At 54.2% G+C, this 20361-nt stretch carries 12 protein-coding genes; 8 read left to right on the top strand and 4 right to left on the bottom strand.

What is annotated here, in order from left to right; translation table 11 throughout:
• The first annotated feature begins 75 nt into the window (after nt 1-75).
• The gene (gene mnmG / locus SH528x_RS33955) at nt 76-1902 is read left to right on the top strand and encodes a tRNA uridine-5-carboxymethylaminomethyl(34) synthesis enzyme MnmG (RefSeq protein ID WP_442507852.1); all 1827 of its coding nucleotides are present in this window, start codon (nt 76-78) and stop codon (nt 1900-1902) included.
• A gap of 377 nt (nt 1903-2279) precedes the next feature.
• On the opposite strand, the gene SH528x_RS33950 is transcribed toward mnmG, so the two are convergent.
• The gene (locus SH528x_RS33950; RefSeq protein ID WP_442507851.1) at nt 2280-3635 is read right to left on the bottom strand and encodes a rhomboid family intramembrane serine protease; all 1356 of its coding nucleotides are present in this window, start codon (nt 3633-3635) and stop codon (nt 2280-2282) included.
• Between the two features lie 524 nt (nt 3636-4159).
• On the opposite strand from SH528x_RS33950, the gene SH528x_RS33945 reads away from it, so the two are divergent.
• The 6 genes from SH528x_RS33945 (at nt 4160) to SH528x_RS33920 (ending at nt 12242) form a co-directional block, all read left to right on the top strand.
• On the top strand, nt 4160-4747 hold the full coding sequence (locus SH528x_RS33945; protein ID WP_442507850.1) for a response regulator: 588 nt from the start codon (nt 4160-4162) through the stop codon (nt 4745-4747).
• A gap of 252 nt (nt 4748-4999) precedes the next feature.
• Nucleotides 5000-6310 carry a sensor histidine kinase gene (locus SH528x_RS33940; protein ID WP_442507849.1) on the top strand — a complete coding sequence of 437 codons (1311 nt, stop codon included), beginning with the start codon at nt 5000-5002 and terminating at the stop codon, nt 6308-6310.
• Between the two features lie 263 nt (nt 6311-6573).
• A complete protein-coding gene (gatA, locus tag SH528x_RS33935; RefSeq protein ID WP_442507848.1) occupies nt 6574-8049 on the top strand; it encodes an Asp-tRNA(Asn)/Glu-tRNA(Gln) amidotransferase subunit GatA in 1476 nt (491 codons plus the stop codon).
• A gap of 89 nt (nt 8050-8138) precedes the next feature.
• Nucleotides 8139-9608: an Asp-tRNA(Asn)/Glu-tRNA(Gln) amidotransferase subunit GatB gene (gatB, locus tag SH528x_RS33930; protein ID WP_442507847.1), complete on the top strand. Its 1470-nt coding sequence runs from the start codon at nt 8139-8141 to the stop codon at nt 9606-9608.
• A 519-nt stretch (nt 9609-10127) separates the two neighbouring features.
• Entirely contained in the window at nt 10128-10637 is a 510-nt protein-coding gene (gene nrfH, locus SH528x_RS33925; RefSeq protein WP_442507846.1) for a cytochrome c nitrite reductase small subunit, read from the top strand.
• Between the two features lie 51 nt (nt 10638-10688).
• A complete protein-coding gene (locus tag SH528x_RS33920; protein WP_442507845.1) occupies nt 10689-12242 on the top strand; it encodes an ammonia-forming cytochrome c nitrite reductase subunit c552 in 1554 nt (517 codons plus the stop codon).
• A gap of 376 nt (nt 12243-12618) precedes the next feature.
• Here SH528x_RS33920 and SH528x_RS33915 read toward each other — a convergent pair whose 3' ends face one another.
• Nucleotides 12619-13923, bottom strand: coding sequence for a hypothetical protein (locus SH528x_RS33915; protein WP_442507844.1), 1305 nt, complete (start codon nt 13921-13923; stop codon nt 12619-12621).
• A 932-nt stretch (nt 13924-14855) separates the two neighbouring features.
• On the opposite strand from SH528x_RS33915, the gene SH528x_RS33910 reads away from it, so the two are divergent.
• Nucleotides 14856-16244, top strand: coding sequence for an alkaline phosphatase D family protein (locus SH528x_RS33910; protein WP_442507843.1), 1389 nt, complete (start codon nt 14856-14858; stop codon nt 16242-16244).
• A 205-nt stretch (nt 16245-16449) separates the two neighbouring features.
• Here the strand turns inward: SH528x_RS33910 and SH528x_RS33905 are convergent, their stop codons facing one another.
• Both SH528x_RS33905 and SH528x_RS33900 read right to left on the bottom strand, forming a co-directional pair.
• Nucleotides 16450-17388 (bottom strand): SWIM zinc finger family protein, encoded by a 939-nt coding sequence (locus SH528x_RS33905; protein WP_442507842.1) that lies wholly within the window; start codon nt 17386-17388, stop codon nt 16450-16452.
• Nucleotides 17389-17425: 37 nt separating this feature from the next.
• Nucleotides 17426-20218: a DEAD/DEAH box helicase gene (locus tag SH528x_RS33900; RefSeq protein WP_442507841.1), complete on the bottom strand. Its 2793-nt coding sequence runs from the start codon at nt 20216-20218 to the stop codon at nt 17426-17428.
• Nucleotides 20219-20361 lie beyond the last annotated feature (143 nt).

Genomic DNA, 20361 nt, shown 5'->3' with positions numbered 1-20361 from the left:
CGGTGTCCTTACCTATCTTCCGGTTCGACTCGCTCCCCTTCCATTCTTGATCTATTCACCCAGCGACGTGATTCCATGACAAAGTCTTCTTACTCTTATGACGTTATTGTCATTGGTGCCGGTCATGCGGGCACCGAAGCCGCAGCCGCTGCGGCTCGATTGGGAGCAAAAACTGCATTGTTGACGACCAATTTGGACACCGTGGGCCAGATGTCCTGTAATCCCGCCATCGGGGGTGTCGCCAAGGGGCAGATCGTTCGCGAAGTCGATGCGTTGGGCGGGTTGATGGGCCACGCCATCGACGAGACCGGCATCCAATTTCGCTTGCTCAATTGCCGAAAAGGCCCGGCGATGCACAGTCCGCGGGCTCAAGCGGACAAAAAAGCCTACCAAAATCACATCAAATGCCAGATCGAGCAGCAGCCTAATTTGCATCTGCGGCAAGAAACCGTGGTCGATCTGATTACCGAAACCGTCGATGGCAAAATCCGTGTTGCAGGAATCAGCGTGGTTGGCGATGCCGAGTATCGTGCTCCGACCGTGATTCTGACCACCGGCACCTTCCTTAAAGCGATCATGCATACCGGCGACGCCAAAACGTCCGGGGGCAGGGCAGGGGAGGGGACCACGACCGGGATCAGCGGAGCGCTGAACCGATTAGGTTTCGAGGTCGAGCGGTTCAAGACGGGAACTCCGCCGCGGCTGAACGCGCGATCGATCGATTACTCGCAGCTCGAATTACAACCGGGTGACGATCAACCTCAGCCCTTTTCGTTCATGACCAAATCGCTGGATCATTGCAATCAATTGCCGTGTTACATTGCCTACACCAATGACGCGGTGCATGCGTTAATTCGTGCCAATTTAGACCGAGCGCCGATGTACAGCGGCCAAATCAATTCGCGTGGTCCACGCTATTGTCCCTCGATCGAAGACAAAGTTGTCCGCTTTGCCGACAAGGATTCGCATCAATTGTTTCTCGAGCCCGAAGGTCGTCAAACCGAAGAGGTTTACGTTAACGGAATCTCGACCAGTCTGCCGCGCGACGTCCAAGACCAGATGTTCCGCATGATCAAAGGACTCGAGAATGCTCAAATCATGCGTTACGGGTACGCGGTGGAATACGACTTCTGTCCTCCCACGCAATTGTGGCCACATTTGGAAAGCAAGGCTGTCGAAGGATTGTTCTTGGCCGGGCAAATTAATGGCACCACCGGTTACGAAGAGGCGGCGGGACAAGGATTGATCGCAGGGCTGAACGCCGCCCGAAAAGTCGCCTCCAAGCAGCCTTGGGTTCCCACGCGTGACCAAGCCTATATCGGTGTTTTGGTCGACGATCTGGTGACCGCAGGAACCGACGAACCCTATCGCATGTTCACCAGCCGAGCGGAGTATCGGTTGCTGCTGCGACAAGACAATGCCGACCGCCGGTTGACCGCAGTGGCGGATGAGCTTGGTTTGATTAGTGCCGATCGTCGCGATCGTTTTGCCGAAAAAATGTCGCAAATCGATCGAGGCATGGAGATATTAAAGAGTTCGCGTGTCGGTAAAACGCCGGGCGATGTCTATCTGCGTCGTCCCGAAGTCGACTGGAACGTAATGTGTGGCCATGTCGAAGAACTGCGTCAGATCGACGAAGATGCGGCCACGCAATGTTTGTACGACATCAAATACGAAGGCTATATCACGCGGCAAAAGATGGAGGTGGAAAAACACCACCGCTTGGCTGGCAAGCAGATTCCGCAAGCGTTCAGTTACGACGCCATTGGGCCGCTGCGTCAGGAAGCGCGAGAGAAACTGAATCGAGTTCGCCCGCAGAACCTCGATCAAGCCAAGCGGATCAGCGGCGTCACCCCAGCCGATCTAGCCTTGGTACTCGCCCACCTGGAACGCAAACGCTAAGCAGTTAGGCAGGAGTCTTTCAGTAAATTGGCCGTTTTGGCGTTAGCCACGGTTCCGGCATTCAACCGGGGCTAGTGCCCAAACGCAATGCTGTGAAGCATTTAGAGGCGGCAGATTACGGCATTTGCGTTTCGTAGCTACGCTCGCCAGAGCGTGGATTGTTGACGTCCTAAGCGAATCACCACCTTCTGGCGAAGGTAGCTATCAGAAAATGCTTCACAGCGTTCGCCCAAACGGCTAACGGGATTTCACCCAATGATTCCTGCCTACCTGCTTAGAGCGTTTTGAAAATTGATGTGAGATGTAGGGCCGGTTCCTAGCGGCCAATCAAAAGACGGCCGGTGGGAACCGGCCCTACGGCTACTGCGACATTGAAATTACTGCGACTCTGAAATCTGTTTCAGTATTTGGTCACGCATCGTGATCACCTTTTGGTTGGCCTCGTTCATCGCGTCCGGTGGTATCACGATCCCACGCAACGTTGTCTCGGCAGCTTTTCGATTCTTTTGAACGGTCCATTGAATTTGGCCGATTCGCAATCGTGCTTGATTCGATTGCGCACCACCGTGGATGGCGACGATCGACAGAGGACGAATCGCTTCAACGTACATCTTTTTGCTGGCAAGCAGCTTGGTGTAAGCTGCCAATTGTGTGTCGGATAAACCGCTGCTGAGGTTTAGCTGTTCCAGTTTGAAGAAATGCTGTTGCGCCAACAATACACTCGATGATTCAATCGCCTGCCTCAGCAAGAATACAATCCGATTGAATTCAGGATGGTCCTTCACATCGAGCTGCTCTGGCGCCGTCACGGGTTCTTTCGCCTTTGCACGCAGCATCGAGAACAGTGGATTCACACCGGGTTTTTGTGGTGGGTTCGGTTTCGCTGCCTCCGCAGTCGCGACAACGGGGCGAGATGCGACTGCGGTGTTCATGGCAGCCGGTGTGGGGCGAATTCCTAACGCTGCAGCAATGGGATCTTGGTGCTCCGACGTTTTGCGTGACTTAGCGATTCGCTGCTTATCGCTGCAAAATAGGTTGTACTCTTGCAGCCACGCGTTTCGAGAGATTAGGTCCCAGCCTTCGCAATCCACCCAATCTTGACGCAACATCAAAAGGCCAATCGGCAATCCCACCGCCACTCCGATCAAATGCAACATTTCCGACGACATCGAGAATCCTCCGATAGCCAGAAACGCAATTTGCATCATTAGAAACGCGGATGCGAGGCTGATGATTCGCACTTCGAACGTACCCATGCGAAAGCCGACGAGCCAGAAGCAATCCATCTCGTTTTCCGGTGCCCACAACATCGCAATCACCAACAGCGAAAAAATGACGCCAGAGGCTCCGAGCGCACCACCTTCGCTGCCCAGGATGAACATGGGAAGTTGGACAATGATTCCACCCACCAAGGCCATCAGCATGTAAAGGGCAAGAAACGGAAGGTTGCCTATCTTGCCTTCGACGACCAAGCCGAACGCCCACAGGAACAGCATGTTCCCCAGAAGATGCATGATATCGGCATGCATGAATGCGCTGCTAATCCATTGCAGTGGGTTAATCGTGTTGAATTGAAGGATCAGCCACTCAATGGACTCTACCTCGATATTTCCAAAGGCGACCTGAAGCGTGGTCAGGCAAAAGATCACAATATTGGTCGCAACTAACCCGCCTGTCACAATGGGCAGGTGGTAGACCGGAGCATCAGTCGTATAGGGGGCAATAAGGATCATGGTGCGATTACTGGATCAGGAGCCGTCTTGGGAGAACAACGCTAATTTGAGCATCCCGACAGGAGTGGTTCCACTAAATCATCGCTCCACACGTCCCACAAAATTCAAAAAACACGCGTCCAAAATCCTTAAGTTCCGATGAATGCGGGACTTATGGAATCTAAATCGATCTTGACCCAGTGTGTCAACTCGATAGAATTCGTTGGTGAGGCAAGCTTGGTAAGGCAGGGGGACTCGGAGTTTCTTGCTGCTTACGTTTTTCGCACACTCTAGCACGGCAATGTGCTAGTGCGGGGGACGGGAAGTTTGCTAAACAAAGACTCGTGGTGAACGGTTGGGTGACTTGTGTATCGGATGCACAACGAATCATTAACTTACATTTGCTAGCAAGTGACATCATGATGGTCTGTCTCTGGACGAGACCCGCTGTATTGGGCTGCATGTTGCAATAACAGGGTGGTTATGTTCAGAGCTCCAGGATTCACAATGTAACGGCTCGTCATGCAGGGAGGATGGTTTCTGCCATGACCATTAAGACGGTCTTCACGACAGGCGAAGCGGCCAAGATTTGTAAGGTCAGCCAGCAAACGATTATCCGTTGTTTCGACAACGGTTCGTTAAAGGGGTTTCGTGTCCCCGGAAGTAAATTCCGACGCATTCCACGTGAACAACTTTTCATGTTCATGAAGGAAAACGGAATTCCCACCGATGCACTTGAAAGCGGCAAAAAGAAGCTGCTTATCGTTGATGACGATCAAGATTTGGTCGAATTGATCAGCGAAGGTTTTTCGCGTGACGGACGTTTTGACATCCGCACCGCAAACAACGGATTTGACGCTGGAATGGGAGTGAAAGAGTTTCGCCCCGATATAGTGATCTTGGACGTGATGTTGCCCGACATCAACGGCAAAGAAGTTTGCCAACGTGTTCGCAACGATCCCGCGATGGATATGGTCAAGATTTTGTGTATCTCGGGAATGGTCGAGCACAACAAAGTCGACGCCTTGAAAGCCGCCGGAGCGAACGATTTCATGCAAAAGCCGTTTTCGATTGATGAATTGATCAATCGATCGTGCGACTTGCTCGAAATCGAACGTGGTGTGACGAATTAAGCGGTCACTCGAACACGGAATTCGGCTCCCAGCCTGAAATGTGGGATAGGCTTCCAGCCTGTCTTGGGCGTAGCGGAAGTCGTCAAGACTTTCGTTGTCTTTCCCAAACGATCTGTATCCCACGCACGATTTTCCGTGACCCTGAAATTTTACGTTGACAAAGCACCACCTCTCGGTGACTGACCCAGGTGACTTGCCTGTGGAGGTGGTGCAAACTGATACAAGTGCGACACGGATGGTCTTCTTAGCGTGATGTCCCCAACCCACTTGTTGCCCAGCCTACGTTTCGAATCGAACCGATGGTGGTTGCCACGTTCGCTCGCGGCCACCGAGTGTTTGATCGGTTTGCTGTTGCGCAGCAATGAGCCCGATCCGTTGGCCGTTGCGGAGCACGCGGGAAGAGACGCCGCAGACGACATTTCACCGCAAGTGGATCCAATCACGCTGCAGCGAACGATTGAAGCATTGCGTGTCGATCCGCCGCTATTAATCTTCACCGCCGCGTCATTCCCCGGCGATTCGACCTCGTTGTCAGGTTTAGCAGCTTGGCTTGCCGAAAATGCGATCACGCTGTTCGCAGATGGCGATGCGTTTTTGGGGACGCCCGAGATTAACTCGGCAACCCGATCACGTTGGAGTGAACTGGATTCCTATTTTAGAACGTTGCCTGTAGAGCAGTGGCTTGCCCATGCGACGCTTTGGCTCGAGGCGACCGGGCCGAGTGTAGCTGCGTCATGGCGTGATCGCTGGGCCGAGATATCGTTTAGTGCTGCGGAGTTGAATGGAGTGCCCCATTCGCCGCCGCCAGAGCTCGCGGCGGCCGATTCGCTTCAGCAGCTTGCTCGGCAAATGCAACACACTCGCACGCTCGAGCAATCTTTTGATCGTCGTCTTCACAATCAAAAACTCTCTGCGCTCAAGCAATTTGCCTACGGGCTTAGTCACGAGATCAATAACCCGTTAGCCAACATCTCAACGCGAGCCCAGCATTTGAAGCAGGGCGAAGCTGATCCGCAGCGGAGTGCGTCGCTGCAAAAAATTGTCGATCAAGTGTACCGAGCCCACGAGATGATTGCCGATTTGATGTTCTACGCGAATCCATCGCTGCCCGAGACTTCTCGGTGTGACATCAACTCGCTAGTACGATCGGTTGCTGATGAGTTTGTCGACGAAGCCGATTCGCTTTCCATCCGTTTGGAATCCGAGACCCCTGTGGGCGAGCTCTTGCTCGACCTTGACGAACCGATGTTCGGCGAAGCATTGCGTGTGTTGCTGCGAAACTCGATCGAAGCGATCGGATCATCCGGCACGATCGTGATGTCGATCGTACCTGAGGCTAATCGCGTACTGATTCACGTGGCCGATAGCGGTCCCGGACTCTCGCGTTCGGCACGCGAGCATGCGTTTGATCCCTACTTTAGTGGTCGCGAAGCCGGCCGTGGGCTTGGGCTGGGGCTGTGCCGAGCCTACCGGATTGCCAAGTTGCACGACGCCGACATCAAGCTCGCTGGTGGGGCAAGCGGCTGTGTCGCCACAATCGCGATTCCCAAGTCGCCCGTGTAGGTGGAAGCGTGTCGTAGCGGAAGTCGTCAAGACTTTCGTGAATCGCCGAACAGGTCGAAACTCTTGACAAGTTCCGTTACCAAAGTAGATGACATTGGCCATGTGCCCCAAAATGGCTACCTCTGCGGAAACTCTGCGAGAATCCAAATTTACTGGAAAAGCCAAAAACATCGAAAACATAGCCCGGTAGTCGGCTGGCCAGCGATCTCCAATAATTCTGTTTCGCTTGAAGACGTTTCCACTCCACGATTGATGCAGAAACCATGCTTGATTCCGCCTTGGAATTGGTTCGATTGCAAGAAAATGGCGATCTAACCGCAGTTGAGATTGCTGAAAAAGCGTTGGCGTCGGTCCGCGACACCAACGACTCGATCAACGCATTTACTCACGTTGCGGCGGAACAGGCTATTGATGCTGCTCGCCGCGTCGATGCCAAACGCGCCGCGGGTGAGCCGCTGGGCATCTTGGCGGGTGTGCCCGTTGCGGTCAAAGACGTGCTCTGCACCGCCGACATGCCGACCACATGTTCCTCGCGAATGCTCAAAGACTTTCGACCGCCCTACGATGCCACCGTCGTCAGCAAACTTCGTGAAGCGGATGCCGTGATCATCGGCAAGACGAACATGGACGAGTTCGCGATGGGGGCCAGCACGGAAACCAGCGCATTTGGGCTGACTCGAAATCCTTGGGATACCGACCGTACCCCAGGCGGCAGCAGCGGAGGCGCAGCGGCCTGTGTCGCTGCCGGTTCGGTGCCACTGAGTCTTGGAAGTGACACCGGAGGCTCGATTCGGCAACCCGCCGCGTTCTGTGGGCTCACGGGGTTGAAGCCAACTTACGGACGTGTCAGCCGATTCGGTTTGATCGCGTTCGCCAGCAGCTTGGATCAAGTCGGTCCGATGGCGTGGTCGGTTCCCGATGTCGCTCTTTTGCTCGAAGCGATCGCCGGGTTTGAACCGCGAGATTCAACCTCGCTAAATCAAATCGTTCCCAAATATTCGGATGTGTTGCAGTCGTCGGATCTGCGTGGCTTGCGAATTGGGGTGTTAAGTGAGACTGCGGAGACCGCCGGCATCGATCCTGCGATCATGGACGCCGTCAACGAAGCGGCCAAGGTGTTCCAGAGTCAAGGCGCCGAGATCGTCGAAGTTAATCTTCCGCATAGCAAGTATTGGGTTCCGACCTACTACGTGATCGCACCCTGTGAAGCCAGCAGTAACCTGTCGCGATACGATGGTGCCCATTACGGTCATCGCACCGAGTCGATCGACATGCACAGCCCCCAAGGGCCGCTGACCTCGGCTTATTGCCGCAGTCGCGAAGAAGGGTTTGGTTCGGAAGTCAAACGCCGGATCATGGTCGGGACGTATGCGTTAAGCGAAGGGTACACCGACAAATATTACAACCAAGCGTTAAAGGTTCGCCGTTTGATCAAAGGCGATTTTGATGCCGCGTTCTCGCAAGTCGACTTGCTGCTTGGACCGGTCACACCATCAACCGCGTTCCCGCTGGGCGACAAAATTGATGATCCGCTACAGATGTACCTTTGCGATTTGTTCACCGTCGGCGCCAATCTAGCGGGTTTACCGGCGATTTCGTTACCTGGCGGAATTGATTCGGCTGGATTGCCGATTGGAATCCAGCTGCAAGCACCTGCACTCGAAGAGTCTCGTTTGTTGTTTGCCTCTAATGCGTTCCAGCTTGCTACGGATCATCACCAAAAACGTCCTTCCAACTGATTTCACGCTGCGTTGTCTTTATCAAGACTCTGTCTTGCGAGTCCTCAAGCGACTCGTGTTCGTGACCGTCACCACCACTCATTACGCCAATGTCAACTCATCAAGTCACCACCGTCATCGGGCTGGAAGTTCACGTTCAACTCAAGACAAAAACAAAATTGTTTTGTGGTTGTAGTACGGAATTTGGTGCGCCGCCGAACACGCAAGTCTGCCCGGTGTGTCTGGGCTTGCCCGGCGCCCTTCCGGTGATCAACGAAGCGGCGATCGATTTGGCGATCCGTTCGGGGTTGGCGATCAATTGTGCGATCCCTGAGATGACCAAGTGGGATCGCAAGCAATACTTCTATCCTGACTTGCCCAAAGGCTATCAGATCAGCCAATTCGATCTGCCGATCTGTGCCGACGGTTATCTCGAGATCGTCGATCCCGCAGACGATGAAAGCACACGGCATATCGGCATCATTCGCGCCCATCTCGAAGAGGATGCGGGCAAGAGCATGCATGACGAGGTCGCCGGCAAAAGCGACACGCGAATTGACTTGAATCGCTGCGGCACGCCGCTACTGGAGATCGTTAGCCAGCCCGATCTGCGTTCGGCGGCGGAGGTCCGCGAGTATTTAACGCAATTGAAATTGATTCTGATGCATCTGGATGTTTCCGATTGTGAGATGCAAGAAGGCAGTCTTCGTGTCGATGCGAACGTGAATTTGCACATCGAAACCGATGGCAAAAAAATCGCGACTCCGATCGTCGAAGTCAAAAATATGAACAGCTTCCGTGCCGTCGAGCGGGCGTTGGAGTATGAAATTGAACGTCAATACATCGATTGGGAAGCCGATGGATTGACGATCGACGATCGCGCCAAAACGACGCGGGGCTGGGACGATTCGAAAGAACGTACCTTCATCCAACGCGAAAAGGAAGAGTCGGCCGACTATCGCTACTTCCCCGATCCCGACTTGTTGCCAATCCGTATCCCGGCCGAACGCATCGAACAGGCGTGGCTAACGCTCGGCGAATTGCCTCAGGCGACGATTAACCGCTTGCAAGACCAGTACGGATTGAAGGCCTACGATGCCAACGTGATCGTCAATCAAGGCCCGGCAATGATCGCCTACTTTGAGCGAGCGGCCGAGGTTTCCGGAGACGCCAAGCGATCCAGTTCTTGGATCCAGCAAGACGTGATGCGAACGCTGAAAGAGCAAGACACCACGATCGATGCGTTTGCGGTTTCCAGCGATCAGCTTGGTGGATTGCTCAAACGTGTTTCCGCAGGCGAGATCGACAACGCGCGTGCTCGTGATGTTTTCGCATACATGCTCGAGCACAACGTGACCGTCGAGGAAGCAATGAAATCGCTGGGGATCGAAAAGGTCGATAGCAGCGAGTTGGATGCACTCTGCCAAGAACTGCTTGACGCGAATCCCCAAGTCGTTGCCGATGTGCAAGGCGGCAAGGTGCAAGCGCTAGGGGCATTGATCGGCCAAGCCAAAAAGAAGAATCCCAACGCCAACCCCGGCAAAGTCCGCGAGACGCTACTGCGTCTGATCGGCTCGTAAGGGCCGTCGGAGCTTTAAGTGACGGGATCACTAGTAGCGGAAGTCGTCAAGACTTTCGTGAATTACGGCACAGGCCGAAGCTCACGTCCGATTTATTACTTTCGTAGCCACGCTCGCCAGAGCGTGGATTTCCGCCGCGATCGCGACGGTAGCTACGCCGGAACCTGAGAGTTGTTTTCAAGTGTCCCAAGCCGTCCGGTTGCAGCGAGTAAGCCATTCAAATCAAACCGCGTGGCCCCTCGCCGCGCCAACTCCTTCGACTCACGTTCTGGCGACTTTCCTGACCCTATCCGCACACTTCTGTGCGTTGACGCGCGGTTGGTAATGGAGCAGCAGGATATCCGCTGAATTTTTTTGTTCAGCGTTCAATTTGCGGTTGTCGACTTCGAGTGTTGACTAGATGCTTAGCACCGCGCAGGCCACAAAATGTTGTTGATCGTGCGGCAATTCAGCGGCGTGATTTGCACGATCAGCGACAACGTGTTGCAACCCCCTTATCTGAAAGTAGTCTAGCTGCGGATGGAACCATCAATACCGCAATCATCGGATAGCGTCACCAAGTCACAAACGGGATGGCGTCGTTTTGGACGTACACCTCTTTTCTTTGTTGTCTTGGTGGGGATGCTCGTCGGGCTTGGCACGTTCACCTTTGGTTACGGCAAAGGGGCGAGCTATTTGAGTAACGACCCACTGACGTGCATCAATTGCCACGCCATGCAAGGGCAATACGATTCTTGGCAGCACTCGAGCCACCATCACGTCGCAGTTTGTAACGATTGTCATCTGCCTCATGATGCGATCGGGAAATGGGTGACCAAGGCCGATAACGGGTTCTTTCACTCGTTGGCGTTTACCTTGGGCAACTACAAAGATCCGATTCAGATCAAGCCGCGTAACAAGCGAGTGACGCAGAGCACGTGTGTGGATTGTCACAGAGATTTCGTGCACTCGATGTTGCCGGCCGTTAAGGGCGAAGACATGCAGTCGTGCGTGCACTGTCATGCCGATGTGGGCCACGCCCAACGTTAGTTATTTGTTTTGCTTTTTTACTCTCTCCTCTTTGAGCATGGTTTTCGCTAAATGGAATCCAAGAAATCACGCGGTTTCGGCGTCTTGATTGTGCTAACGGCATTGGTGGCACTGGCTACTGTGGGTGTCGTTGGGTTGCTGGTCAATATTTTTGAACGCAAACAAGAAGCACGGAAGCCCTTTGTGCGTTTAGTCGAAGTCAATGAGGTGAGCACGGACCCCGAGCCGTGGGGCGTCAACTTTCCGCTGCAATACGAAGGTTATCTGAGGACCGCCGATACCGAGCGTACCGAGTACGGCGGCAACCATGCGTTCACGCCAAGTAAGCTCAAGCAGGATCCTTGGCTGACGCGGTTGTACGACGGCTACGCCTTTAGCGTCGACTATCGCGAAGCTCGCGGTCACGCCTATATGCTGCACGATCAAGAGGTCACCAAGCGGGTGACCGATTTCAAGCAGGCCGGTGCCTGTTTACATTGCCATGCCTCGATCATCCCGACCTATCGCCGGATCGGACTCGAGCGAGCGGGTGAAGAGGTCAGTGAAGCGAAACTGGCCGAAGGATTCGATCAAGAGGCGGTGATGGCGGGTTTCCGAGCGGTCAGCCGCAAACCGTACGAAGAGGTTTACGCCGAGTTATTAAAGACACATGACGGCGTCACCAAGGCCGCCGAAGGTGATCCGCACATGGGCAGCGCCCACCCGGTGTCGTGCATCGATTGTCACGATCCTGACTCGATGAAGATCCGTGTCACCCGTCCTGGATTCATTGATGGAATCGCAAAGCTCGCCCGCAGCGACGATCCCGTTCCCCACTTGCCAAGCATTCAAAAGTGGCGTGATTCGGGCTCAGAGACCCCTTACAACCCCAACACTGATGCGACGCGTCAAGAACTCCGCTCGTTCGTTTGTGGGCAATGCCATGTCGAGTATTACTGTGCCAACAAAATGACGCTGACCTTCCCTTGGGGCAACGGGCTGAAGGTCGAGGATCTCGAACAGGAATGGGATGAAACTGAATTCCCCGATGACGGCGGCGAGTTCTACGACTTCGTTCATAAAGAAACCGGAACCAAGGTCTACAAGGCTCAGCATCCTGAGTTTGAATTGTGGAGCCAAGGGATTCATGCTCGCGCCGGAGTCAGCTGTAGTGATTGTCACATGCCGTATGAGAAGCAAGGGGCGACCAAAGTCAGCAGCCACTGGGTTCGCAGCCCGATGCTGAATATCAACAAGGCATGTCAGACCTGCCACAACGTTTCCGAGACCGAGCTGCAAGCACGCGTCGATACGATCCAGGATCGCACACGAGCTCTCATCGATCGCGCGGCAGTCGCGATGACCGATATGCTCGATGCAATCGTGATGGCACAAGAAAACGGTGCAACCGAAGCTCAGCTAAAACCGATCCGTGATCTGCAACGCAAAGCGATGTGGCGGTTGGACTACATCAGCAGCGAAAACTCCAAAGGTTTTCACGCCGACCAGGAAGCTGCGCGGATTTTAGGCGAATCGATTGATTACAGTCGCCAAGCCCAAGCGGCCGCCTACAAGTTGGGTTGGAAAGCCAACGAGTCAGAATCCAACGAAGTGGCGACGAAGTAACTGTTACTGTAGTGAAAGTCGCCAACGGGCTGTTGATTTAATCGAAATGCGAATCGCATTGGTGAGCCGTGGGCCGTAAGGCACCGGGTAATGCGAGGAACCCGGCCGCTTACGCGTCACGGCTCACTAAATCAACAGCCCGCCAAGACTTTCGGTCATCCTTGCTGCCCTCGTAGCGAAAGTCGCCAAGACTTTCGGTGGTTTGTCGGAACGGTCGGGGTTCGGGCCGGGCTGCTAAAACTTCGGTGTTGTCGTCGGATATCGAGGGTGATTTTTTCTTCCAGCCTATACTGCAGTCACCTCTCCACCGACGAAGTCGGTGGAGAGGTGACTGGAAAATTGCGCAACCAAAAATCACAACATGATGTTGAATGGCTCATTTTGGCAGTCCGTAGCTGGCGTCCCGCTCGAATCCAGGCTTCGTGGCTCGCAAGATTTCAAGGATGTCGCGTCGCATATCCGTAGTCAAATGAGCGTAGGCTTCCGACGTGTCTCGTTCTTCGAGCACATCCAGCAGTTGGCGGACTACCTCGCGACGTAGTTCCTCGCTCAGCGAGTCGAAGGCTTTCGAATAGATCAGATAGCTGAGCGGATATTTGAACATCCGTGTCTTGAGGTCGAACTGACGAAGCGAGCGTCCTTGATCATCGCTGGGCCCGCGACTTTCGAACTCGTGTGCAAACTCGAGTAGCCCTTTGACTTCGCTCGTCAATTCGGTCTCCTCACAAAACAGCATCTCTTGGACCACCGGTTTGGCGATCATGTGTAACTGGCCTCGCCACTCGTCCTTGGACTCTGCCGTCGTATCCTGTTCAGCTCGTTCGTGGTGCAATTGACGCATCGAGAAATCGGCGCGTGTCATTGTGTTGTGCATCTGGGACTGATGCTCCAGCACCATCAACGCGACGATGTCACTGTACGGCGATAAGTAATCGTAGGTGTCAAAATCGTCTCGTAGATTTAGTCGATTGCCGTTGTCGCGGGTGTCGAGTCGATTGCCCCGCAACATCGAGTTGCCCAGATGCGTCATCTCGCCGTGGCGTCCCGTCACATACCAGCCGCCCCAGCGCTGCGAGAATGGACTGCGATGCGAAGTGATTGATGATGCCGTTTGTGCGTCTACCGATCCGTCGATACTAGGCAGAACGCTGCGGACGGTATGACCTGGAACGCCTTGCGTCATCGACGTCACATGGCAACCCAAGCAGTCGTAAGAAGCTCTCTCGACTTTGGCACGCCATGGCATCATATCGACAGTATAAAACACCGCTCCAAGTTTCGGGTCAGCCGTCGAGATTTCCATTAACGAACTGCCGCGGACCCAGCCCACATAGGTGTCGTCGTTGAAGTAGATCGCCCGCGGGTTGCGAGGCGAGATGTGACGCACCTGCAAACTGGTTTTTGAAAACACCAGCGTCTGTGAGGATGCTGGTATTTCCAGCGCATCAAGCATCGAAGCAAGATAGCCTTGCTCGCGAGTGTACTTCAGTTTGAGCTCTTTCGACTTCAGCTTGGCGATCAACCGGCTGACGCGATTGTCATCCTCCGTTTTGGTGTACTCAAACGGAGGCTTTTCGATATCGAAGCTCAAGTTCAGTTGTGCAAGAGCGATATTGCTGCCACATAATACGAGCAGTGTGGCAAAGACGGAGGCGAGTCTCAGGAAGCAGGTAGGTTTCATTGCAGTGCGAACGCAAGGAGGGCAGGGCGTTTATGTACCTAATGGTATAGGATCGGCCGTGTCGTGTCAATGTTGTTGGATAGGGGCTGTTCGCCCTGGACTATTTCGGGGAGGTACAGGCGACCCAAGACTTCATTGCCACGATCATCAAAAGTCGGATTCGACCAGATGATGGCGGCTTGATACAGTGAGTCTTAGTGCCATCATTCGTGCTGGCGGTCGCTGCGAATCTCGTTCGGCGACCACGCTGCGAAGAGGATAACAGAAAGATGAGTACGACAGAAAAATAATAAGGCCATAAGCCTCCGCCGACCGACACGGCGCGTTCATGCGTCCCCATCTTCTAACCTTCCATCTTTTAACCTTTCTTCGTTTCTTGGGTGCGAGGCATTTCTTTTGAACCACCCCAAGGTTACGAGATCCATTTCTGTGATGGCGATCGCGGTAGCGAGGGTCGGATCGAACAGGAGATCGCAGAGCCAACGGAGACCCTGCCGATTCTCCTCTGTTCTCTCCGTTTCCTCCTGTTCGTTGAATTCTTCTTTGGTGGCGCTGCGCCTAAGCAGATCGTTTGGTATATACCGGTGAAACGTCGTTCCTTTTTGTGAGCCGACGGCGCTAGCCGCGGGCCCGTCAATATTAAAGGAAACATGCCCGCGGCTAGCGCCGTCGGCTCAGATCATTATGTGGAATGACTCATATTGACCTGCTTACCACTGGCGATTGTCTGCTATTCCCTTCGGAATACATGCTGGAAATGTTTTCCATGGTATGTCCTCCACTGTCCTTACTTGAGTGCGAAGGGCGTCATGCTGCCGATGTCACCAAAGCAAAGGGGACTGCATCTGTGGTGAGCGTGCACTGGCCGAAGTACACTGAGTTGCATCCTGCCCTCCCTCCCCATTCTTCCTCCCACCTCGGAATGTGTTTCAATGAAATCGTTCTTTGCCTTCGGTTCGCTGTTCGCTCTCACGCTCGTGTCGCTTGGCACCCTCGCTGCTGCACCTCCCGCGAATGCTGACCTAGATCCAGTGCCGGGCGTCGAACCGATTCCCGGAACTCCGTTTCTGCATGCCGGGCCGCTGGTCGGACATGTCACGGATTCAACCGTGAGTCTGTGGGCCAAGGCCTCTAACGCCGCTCGTCTGAGTTTTAAAATTGGCAAGACGATGGATCTAGCCGATGTGCGGAGGGTCGACGGGCCTGCCTTGGTTGCGGACGCTTCGTTTACTGGACAAGTAGAAGTCACGGAGCTTGAGCCTGCGACCCGCTACTATTACGTTCCGCTGTTAGACGATGTTCCCGCCCTGACGCGGCCGTTCCCTTCGTTTATGACCGCGCCGGCTGCGGATTCGGCAGCCCGTTTGCGGATCGCAGTCGGTTCGTGTGTGGGGCGGCGAGGTACGTCCGCCGCTGCGGCGCTGGGCGAAATGGCGGAGCGCAATAATTTCGACCTGCTCTTGATGGTCGGCGATAATCACTATGGCGACACGACCGATCCGGCACTGTTGCGAGATCATTTGTTTATGCATCGCTCGGTCGGCGGCTTTGAAAAGATGATTCGTCGAACCCCCACCTATGCGATTTGGGATGATCATGATTTTGGCCCCAACAATTCCGACGGTACCAGCAAGGGAAAAGAAGACAGTTTGAAGGTGTTTCAGCAGTGGTGGGCCAATCCGGCTTACGGCGAGCCCGACAATCCAGGCTGTTATTACCGTTTTTCCCACAGCGGAATCGATTTCTTTATGCTCGATGTACGCTACTATCGGACGCCTAACCGGACTCCCGAAGACGGCAGCAAAACGATGCTGGGCGAGCGACAATTGGCTTGGCTCAAACAAGGCTTGGCAGAGTCGCAAGCGAAGTTCAAGGTCGTCGCATCGGGCAGCGAGTTCCAAACCATGACCCAGCCGGATTGCTGGTCCTCGTTCGCACGCGAACGACAACAGATCTTTGATCACATCACGGAAAACAAAATCGACGGCGTCGTGCTGCTCTCGGGCGACCGCCACTTCACCGCAGGCTACCAAGTGCAAGGTCGACATCTGGAGTTCACCAGTGGACCACTGGGCAGCGGCAACGCGACACTGCACGATAACCCCGAACGTTTTAGCGGATACGACGAAGGCAAAATGTGGGTCGTATTAGAGCTCGATCCCACGGCGGCCGAGCCTCAACTGGCCTACGAGTTTTGGCAAGCTGGCGGCGGACTGCTTGAACGACGCGAACTGAGCTACGACGAGGTCAGCGGTCGAGCGACGATCGCGGCTTCGCCCGCCTTGTCCCCAGTCCGAATGGAACCCAAGCCTGCACAATGAAAGAAATGAACCGGGGAAAACCAAGGCTTCGCTGGGCCTGTGTTACTTCATTTGCCGATCGCGGTGGCCGGTGCAGGAGGTCGCTGCGCGGCGGCGCACCTCCGGTATCCAAACTCGAAAAAGAAAGCGGACCCCAGATGGGGTCCAAGACCGGTCATTTCTCCAGGAACAGAAATTTGATCTTCGCTATAGCGACCCTCGTTGGCTACTTTTTCTTCGTCGCTTTCTTCTTCGATTTTTTTGCTGCCTTTGACTTCTTAGCTGGGGCAGCCTTCTTTGCCGTTGCGGTCTTCTTCTTTGTCGCCTTCTTTTTTACAGCCTTTTTCTTCTGGGTTGCTGGCGGCGCTTTCTTTTTGGCTGCCTTCTTTTTCGTCGACCGCTTTTTCGTGGGGCGTTTCTCAGCTACCGCAGTATCTGCGGTACCAAGTTCGATGCCGAATATGGATTCCAGATCGCCGGCATCGATTCCTCCTTGCTGATCGAGACCAAGAGCGTCATCGACGTTCTGACCTGAGACGGCTTTGGAGATCAAATCGGTCTGACCAACGCCACGAAGTTTAAAGAACAGTTCGGGCTCAGAATCCAGCCGGTGCCCGATCCCGTACAACACTGCAGCGAGATGTTTGCATAGTTTGGCCCTGTCCGGGCAATCGCAATCGAGCGAGATCTCATTGGATGTTGGGAAGATTCCGGTACGACGATCGGTCAGTTGTTGTAAAACCGCATCCGGCAATTGACCTCGCATCAAGTCGATCAAACTATGAATCGAGCTAGCACACTTATCGCAAATCTGATTCCAAACTTTCGGCTTCAGTTTCTTGATGTTGATCGAAATGCAATAGGGTTCCGACCCCGCGACGACGGCGGAAATATGTCCTTCATTGATTTGCAGATCGACGACCGAGCCATTGCGTACGTAGGTGCGGCCGCGAGGCAACCGGTTCGCAAGATTGCCGTATTTTTCCAAGTTCTCGCACCAAGCGATCCCCCAAAACGTGGTCGCAATCTTGCTTCCGCTGATTTGAATCGGAGCGAGCGTTTGGCCTTTCTTCAGCAGGCTTTTCGCTTCTTGGGTCGCCAACCGTTTGCGTTCGCCGACGGGGACATAGGGAGCCCAGTCGCCGCGATAACCATAGCGTCCCATTCAACGCAGCTCCACTAAAACAAAAGGTGAAATCTAATCAAGTCGCTGTCGCCTTATTCAGGTCCAGCGAAACAAAACGCATCAATTCCTCGTTTGACATTTCGGTCAAATTCAAATCGCCTTGCTCGCCAAATATTTCGGCACTCAGTTGGCGTTTCGAATAAATCAGTTCGTCAATTCGCTCTTCTAGCGTACCGCGACATACAAATTTGTGCACCAGCACGTTGCGTTTTTGTCCAATCCGGAACGCACGATCGGTGGCTTGATCTTCCACCGCAGGATTCCACCAGCGATCAAAATGCACGACATGGCAGGCCTCCGTCAGATTCAGTCCCGTCCCGCCAGCTTTGACAGAGATTACGAAAAACGGAGGTCCTGTTTCCTTCTGGAACTCGGCGACCAACTTTCCTCGTTTGGCCGATGCCGTCTTGCCACTCAGCGTTAATCCCGGTCGTCCAAATAATTCGCTAAGGAAATCCTGCAGTGGGCCACACATCGATTGGAACTGGGTGAAGACCAGCATCTTCTCTTGCTTCTCGATCAGTGTCTGAGCGATACGGCGAAGTTCGGCGTACTTGCCTGAGGCATCGCTATCGAACTCCGCCGACTTTAGGAACAGGGCAGGGTGGTTACAGATTTGTTTCAGTTGCATCAACGCCCCCAGAACCAAGCCACTCCGCTGGATCCCCACCGCCATATCGATCGATTTTTCGAGGTCGTCGAGCGTTTGTTGATACAGCGCCGCCTGCGTCGCGGTTAATCCGCAATCGACTCGCATTTCCGTTTTGTCAGGCAGTTCGGAAGCAATCTCGGGATCGGTTTTCAAACGGCGTAGAACATAAGGCTGGATCAAGCGACGCAGCGAAGCCAAGCTCACGTTTCGCTTGGGATCTTCCGTTGCATTGACAAACTTTTTGAACTCACTCGCTGTGCCCAAAAGTCCTGGCGAACAAAAATCGAACAGCGACCAAAGGTCACCCAAATGATTCTCGACCGGCGTGCCGGTCAACACGATTCGATGGCCAGCGGGGATCTTCTTGATCGCTTTGGTTTGCGCCGCAGAAGAATTCTTGATTGCTTGAGCCTCATCCAAAATCACTAGCCGCCAATCCATTTCGCTCAGCCACTTGTTACGGCGAGCCAGTCCGTAGGTAGTTACCACAAGGTCGTATGCGGAAAGCGAGGCCACCGGATCGGCTGCGATCTTCTTGAGTGTTTTGGGATCGGTGATAGAACGATGAGCTACCAAAATATTCAAGTCGGGCGCGAATCGCTCCACCTCACGCATCCAATTTCCCAACAGCGACGTGGGCACAACGAGTAGGCTTGGCGAAGGGGTTGCGTTTGGTTTTGCTGGTTTGTTCGCGGGGAATTTTAAACGCAGTAGTAACGCGATCACCTGGATCGTTTTTCCGAGCCCCATGTCGTCGGCCAAGCAGACGCCAATCCCAATTTGGTTGGCAAACCAGAGCCAACGCAGGCCTTCGGTTTGATAGGGACGCAGCGTGGCGTTTAGTTGTGATGGAGTATCAAGTTGGATATTTCCCGCAGGATCACGAAGCGAACGCATCGTGTCCGCCAACCATGCCCCAGGCTGAATCCGCGTCCATTGTCGGACTTCGTCGTCGATAGGATCACCGGAAAAAGTGGCTCCCGATAACAACCGCATGCCTTCGAGGAAACCCATGCCACCGGCGTGTTGTTCTTCGAGCGTTTGCCAATGAGTGAGTGCCGATTGCAACCGGCCCTCGTCCACCTGGACCCATTTCCCACGCAGCAGCGCGAGTCCATCGCGGGCGGACAACAACGCTTGAATTTCTTCCTCGCTGAGCGGTTCCCCATCAAGTGCAACGTCAACGCTAAAATCGAGAGCTTCTGCACCTCCGAGTGCCGATGTTTTTTTGTTACCAAGTCGTACCGAGACTTGGGGGCGTGGCGGACGCGACGCGTTCCACCAATTTGGCACACGGACGATCACTCCGCCTTGTTCTAACTTGGGGACGGACGAAAGGAAATCAAACGCTTTGCGAATCGTCCAGGCTTGCGGCGAAAACATCGCCCGCGATTCCAGCAGTTCTTGCACCAGATCGCATTCCCGTGCCGCACGCGATACAGGTTCAAGCAGTTGATCCAGCCGAGCCGAATCACCAGTTTCGATGGATTGCTTCAGTGCCGTAGCGAGCGGGATGTGGTTTAGCGATCCCGATTTGGCTTTGCCATCGGTGTAGGTTGCCAGAAATGCAAAGGGCAGGGCAGGGTTCTTTTTATTCTCCGCCAGATGAAAGGTGACTCGGCCCACCAGATTCCAGACGGGGTCGAGCGAATGCAAGTATTCGGCGACGTCAGGTTTGTTATTCGTGTTTGATTTCGCCAAGCTGACGTTTGATTTTGTCAATGCGTCAATTGATTGCCACAATTGTCGAAGCGAATCGGTGCGAAGGTACTCGAGCCCCATCATCGGAGGTGCGGCTTGCAGCAGTTCGCTTAACTGTTCGTCGCACGGAGGTTCGGGCGAATTCCAACCCCGTGTTTGCTGAGCGGCCCCGCGGCAAAGCGATTGAAAGTATCGACGCGAAAAGTCTCGCCAAAATTCAGCGATCGGTGAAAGTCCGGTTTTCCACTCGTGTGAGGCGAGCTGAGTCATCCCTTCGGCGGTTGAGTGACGAAATCGTTCCACTAGCTGCAGGGGAAGCGATTCGTCTGCCAGCTGTGATTTGCCACCCGGTTCCACTCGAAGCGTGGCAATTATCCCCACGGTTCCACTGGGCAGCACGCCTAACGTGAATCGGGAGCTGTTTTCATCAGCGTGGTTTGCAGCTTGTTTGGACAATTCGATTCCATCGGGGGCTAATGAGGCGACGTGCCGCAGTGTGGCGTTGCAAAGCAGAACGCTCGGTAAATGGCGGTCATCGTGTGAGCCGTGGGCCGTAAGGCACCGGGTTCCACACCAGTACCCGGTGCCTTACGACCCAC

It is taken from the genome of Novipirellula methanifontis (assembly GCF_052161655.1).
GTDB lineage: Bacteria > Planctomycetota > Planctomycetia > Pirellulales > Pirellulaceae > Novipirellula.
The sequence above is the reverse complement of the archived record's forward strand: the minus strand, read 5'-3'. Positions and strand labels throughout refer to the sequence as shown.